We start from the raw sequence: 4,133 nt of genomic DNA, 5'->3' as shown, positions 1-4,133 counted from the left end.
GTGTCGGTGGCCAAGGAAATCGAGCTGACCGACCGGTTCGAGAACCTCGGCGCCCAGCTGATCCGTGAAGTCGCCTCCAAGACCAACGACAAGGCCGGCGACGGCACCACCACCGCCACCGTGCTGGCCCAGGCCATCGTCGTCGAAGGCCTGAAGTCGGTCGCCGCGGGCATGAACCCGATGGACCTGAAGCGCGGCATCGACAAGGCCGTCGGCCGCGTCGTTGAAGAGATCAAGGCCACCTCCAAGAAGGTCTCGGCCAACTCCGAAATCGCCCAGGTCGGCACCATCTCCGCCAACGGCGACACCGAAGTGGGCGCGATGATCGCCCGGGCTATGGAAAAGGTCGGCAACGAGGGCGTGATCACGGTCGAAGAGGCCAAGAGCCTGGAGACCGAGCTCGAAGTGGTCGAAGGCATGCAGTTCGACCGGGGCTACCTGTCGCCCTACTTCATCACCAACGCCGAGAAGATGGAGGCCGAACTCGAAGAGCCTCTGATCCTGCTCTTCGAAAAGAAGCTCTCCTCGCTGCAGCCGCTGCTGCCGGTGCTGGAAGCGGTGGTCCAGTCGGGCCGTCCGCTGCTGATCATCGCGGAAGACGTTGAAGGCGAAGCCCTGGCCACCCTGGTGGTCAACAAGCTGCGCGGCGGCCTGCGGGTCGCGGCGGTCAAGGCTCCGGGCTTCGGCGATCGCCGCAAGGCCATGCTGGAAGACATCGCCATCCTGACCGGCGGTCAGCTGATCAGCGAAGACCTCGGCATCAAGCTCGAGAACGTGACCCTCGACATGCTGGGCCGCGCCAAGAAGGTCTCCATCACCAAGGACGACACCACCATCGTGGACGGCTCGGGTGAAAAGGAAGGCATCGAAGGCCGCATCACCCAGATCAAGCGTCAGATCGAGGACACCACCTCGGACTACGACAAGGAAAAGCTGCAAGAGCGTCTGGCCAAGCTGGCCGGCGGCGTCGCGGTGATCCGCGTCGGCGGCTCGACCGAAGTCGAGGTGAAGGAGAAGAAGGACCGCGTCGACGACGCCCTGAACGCCACCCGCGCTGCGGTGGAAGAAGGCATCGTCCCCGGCGGCGGCGTCGCCCTGCTGAAGGCCTCCAAGGCGCTTGAAGGCTTCAAGGGCGACAACGACGACCAGGAAGCCGGCGTCGCCATCGTCCGCCGCGCCCTGCAGGCCCCGATCCGTCAGATCGCCGAGAACGCCGGCGTGGAAGGCTCGATCGTGGTCGGCAAGGTCCTGGAGAACGGCTCCGCGACCTTCGGCTTCAACGCTCAGACGGAAGAGTACGTGGACATGGTCCAGGCCGGCGTCATCGACCCGGCCAAGGTGGTCCGCACCGCCCTGCAGGACGCCGCTTCGGTGGCCGGCCTGCTGATCACGACGGAAGCGGCCGTGGTCGAAGCCCCGAAGAAGAACGCCCCCGCGGGCGGTCCCGGCGGCGGCATGGGCGGCATGGGCGACATGGACTTCTAATCCGAAGCCCGAAGCCCTACGTCTTCAAGGAAGGGCGGAGCCGCAAGGCTCCGCCCTTTTCCTTTGCGTCATTCTCGGGCCACCATGCGGACAACGAGAAAAGACGGAAGGAACGCCCATGCTGCTCCAGGGGCTGAAGGTGGTGGAGTTCTCCACCTGGGTCGCCGCGCCCGGCTGCGCCGCCATCATGGCGGATTGGGGCGCGCAGGTCGTGAAGGTCGAGAGTTCGGCGGGCGACGCCACCCGCGGCTTCTTCCCCGACGACGAGGAGAGCCCCTACAACCCGATCTTCTCCAACGAGAACCGCGGCAAGCGGGGGATCGTCCTGGACACCGGCCGCCCGGAAGGGCGCGCGGCGCTGCTGGCCCTGCTGAAGGGCGCGGACATCTTCATCACCAACCTGCGGCCCGGCGCCCTGAAGCGGGCCCGTCTGGACTATGAGGCGGTGAAGGACGAGCTGCCCCACCTGATCTACGCCAACGTCACCGGCTATGGCCTGGAGGGCGAGGAGATCGACACCCCGGCCTTCGACCTGACCGGCTTCTGGACCCGCAGCGCGGTCGCCGCCTGCACCATCCCGCCCGACCAGGAGCCCTTCACCTGCCGCCCGGGGTTCGGCGACCACGTGACGGCGCTGGCGACCCTGTCGGGCGTGCTGGCGGCGCTGCACGAGCGGACGCAGACCGGCCAGGGCCGTCAGGTGGAGACGGCGCTGATCCGGGTCGGCGCCTACGCCATCGGCTGGGACCTCTCGACCTTCCTGCGCTACGGCGAGGCGACCACGGCCCAGCCGCGGAACGACCGGCCCGGCGTTCTGTCCGGGTACTTCCGCACCAAGGACCAGCGCTGGTTCTGCGTCTCGTCCCGCAGCCCTAGGGACCAGCCGGCGCTGCTGGCCGAGCTCGGCCTGGCGGAGCTGAACGCTGAGCCGCGCTTTGCGCCGCCGGTCCGCGACATCGAGACGGTGCGCGAGCTGCGCGCGGTGCTGGACGCCGAGTTCGCGAAACACACCCTGGCTGAGGTGAAGGAGATCCTGCATCGCGCCGACCTCATCTGGGCGCCGATGGCCACCCTGCCCGAGCTGGTGGCCGACCCGCAGGCGCAGGCCGCCGGCTGCTTCGTGGAGGTCCCCGACCGCTTCGGGAACACCTACCGCGCACCCGCCGCCCCGGTGCGGTTCCCAGGCGCCCCCACCGGCCCCGCCGGCCCCGCGCCGGGACTGGGCCAGCACACCCGCGAGGTGCTGAAGGAGGCAGGCATGAGCGATGCCGAGGTGGAGAACCTGTTCGCCGTCGGGGCGGCCATGTAGCGACGTCGCCGGTGACGTGCGGGGCGAGGCGGGGGAGGAAGGAAACTACTTCGCCTCGTCCTTGACGAAGGCCGAACCCAGCCAGCTGACGATGCCGGTGATGATGGCCGCGGCGACGCCGGAGCCGAGCCCATCGACGGAGAAGCCGGGCAGGAACATCGCCACCAGCCCGATCATCGCCGCGTTCACGATCAGCAGGAACAGTCCGAGCGTGATCACCGTCAGCGGCAGGGTGAGCCAGAAGACGACCGGCCGGACCACGGCGTTCACGAGTCCGAGCAGCACCGCGGCCACCAGCAGGTAGACCCCGCTCGAGAAGGCGATGCCGCCCAGCAGCACGTCCGCCAGCCACAGGCCGAAGGCGGCGATCAGGGCGCGAAGGATGAAACGGACCACGGCGGGCGCTTTCCAGTGAAGCTTCGCGCTAGAGATGGCGCCTCCGCCGCGCCGGCGCAAACCCCCTCCCTGTCCCGGGCGGGAACGCAGGATCGGCGCCCCTAAGGCGGGCGCTTAGCTCTGCGCCGGGGTATCCTCGAGCGAGGGGACGTGCTGCGACAGCCGCCCGCCGATCCGGATCGGCTCGACGCGGCGGGCCAGGCCCGTGGCCGCGTCGGTCTCAACGTATACCCCGCAAACCGTGGCCGGCCCCTCGGCCGGTTTGTAGCGGCCGCCGGAGATGCGGGTGGTGAACCGCCGCAGCGGCTCCTCCTTCTGATTGCCGATGACGCTGTCGTAGTCGGCGCAGGCGCCGGCGTCGGTCTGGTAGGCGGTGCCGCCCGGCAGGATCTGGGCGTCGGCGGTCGGCACGTGGGTGTGGGTGCCCACCACCAGGCTGGCGCGCCCGTCGCAGAAGTGGCCCATGGCCATCTTCTCGCTGGTCGCCTCGGCGTGCATGTCGACCAGCACCGCGTCGGCCACCGCGCCCAGTGGGCAGGCCTCCAGCTCCTTGTCGACCGCCCCGAACGGATCGTCGAGGGAGTCCATGTGCACCCGGCCCAGCAGGTTGACGACCAGGATCCGCTTGCCGCTGTCGGTCTCGAACAGCTGGGCGCCGCGGCCGGGCGCATCGGCGAAGGCCGAGTAGTTGAGCGGGCGGATCAGACGCGGCTCGCGAACGATGTAGGTCAGCGCCTCCTTCTGGTCCCAGGAGTGGTTGCCCAGGGTCAGGCAGTCGGCGCCGGCGTCGAACAGCTCGCGGGCGGTGGACTCGGTGATGCCGAAGCCCGCGGCGGCGTTCTCGGCGTTGACCACCACGAACTCCAGGCCCAGCCGGCGGCGCAGCCCCGGCAGGTGCTCGACCAGCCCCTCGCGGCCCGACCGGCCGACCACATCCCCAAAA

4 protein-coding genes are annotated in these 4,133 nt (G+C 69.2%); 2 read left to right on the top strand and 2 right to left on the bottom strand.

What is annotated here, in order from left to right; genetic code table 11:
- Window positions 1–1,485, top strand: a 1,485-nt coding sequence (gene groL, locus VHK87_RS04070) for a chaperonin GroEL (protein WP_329633619.1), incomplete at its 5' end; no start/stop codon positions are given.
- A 118-nt stretch (window positions 1,486–1,603) separates the two neighbouring features.
- Window positions 1,604–2,794, top strand: a complete 1,191-nt coding sequence (locus VHK87_RS04065) for a CaiB/BaiF CoA-transferase family protein (protein WP_329633618.1) — start codon at window positions 1,604–1,606, stop codon at window positions 2,792–2,794.
- Between the two features lie 45 nt (window positions 2,795–2,839).
- Here the strand turns inward: VHK87_RS04065 and VHK87_RS04060 are convergent, their stop codons facing one another.
- Together VHK87_RS04060 and VHK87_RS04055 are read right to left on the bottom strand one after the other, a co-directional pair.
- Window positions 2,840–3,190 (bottom strand): phage holin family protein, encoded by a 351-nt coding sequence (locus VHK87_RS04060; protein ID WP_329633617.1) that lies wholly within the window; start codon window positions 3,188–3,190, stop codon window positions 2,840–2,842.
- 114 nt (window positions 3,191–3,304) lie between these two features.
- The coding region (locus tag VHK87_RS04055; RefSeq protein ID WP_329633616.1) for a TIGR00282 family metallophosphoesterase at window positions 3,305–4,133 on the bottom strand (829 nt) is incomplete at its 5' end.

This window comes from Phenylobacterium sp. (genome assembly GCF_036263695.1).
In the GTDB taxonomy this organism is placed as follows: Bacteria; Pseudomonadota; Alphaproteobacteria; order Caulobacterales; family Caulobacteraceae; genus Phenylobacterium.
The sequence above is the reverse complement of the archived record's forward strand: the minus strand, read 5'-3'. Positions and strand labels throughout refer to the sequence as shown.